The following is a 423-nucleotide window of genomic DNA, read 5'->3' on the forward strand; positions in this document are numbered from 1 at the left end:
AACTGCAACGGCGCATGGAAGAGATTGCAGCGAGTATCGACCGCTATCTGAGCGCACTCGACACGGCGGATCGCCAAGAGCCGGAACGCAAGCAACTCACGACAGCGCGACTGCATGAGAATATCGTGGCGCTCAAGACACAGATGCGCGAGCTGGAAGACATCAAATTAAAACTCAAGCAAGCGCCGGATCAACAAGTCTCCCAGACCGATCCCGATGCACGCTCAATGAAGACGCGTGGCACGGGCATCGTCGGCTACAACGTGCAAACAGCGGTCGACGCACAGCATCATCTGATTGTGGCGCACGAGGTGACCAACATCGGGAGCGACCGGGATCAACTGCACTCAATGAGCCGGCAAGCGCAAGCCGCGACTGGCGCTACATCGCTGACAGTCGTTGCTGATCGTGGTTACTTCAAAG

At 57.2% G+C, this 423-nt stretch carries 1 protein-coding gene; it reads left to right on the plus strand.

The genetic code is table 11. The annotated features are described in order from the left end of the window. The coding region (locus RV1423_RS28260; protein WP_034303992.1) for a transposase at positions 1 to 423 on the plus strand (423 nt) is incomplete at both ends.

Source organism: Herbaspirillum sp. RV1423 (assembly GCF_000577615.1).
Classification (GTDB): domain Bacteria; phylum Pseudomonadota; class Gammaproteobacteria; order Burkholderiales; family Burkholderiaceae_D; genus Herbaspirillum.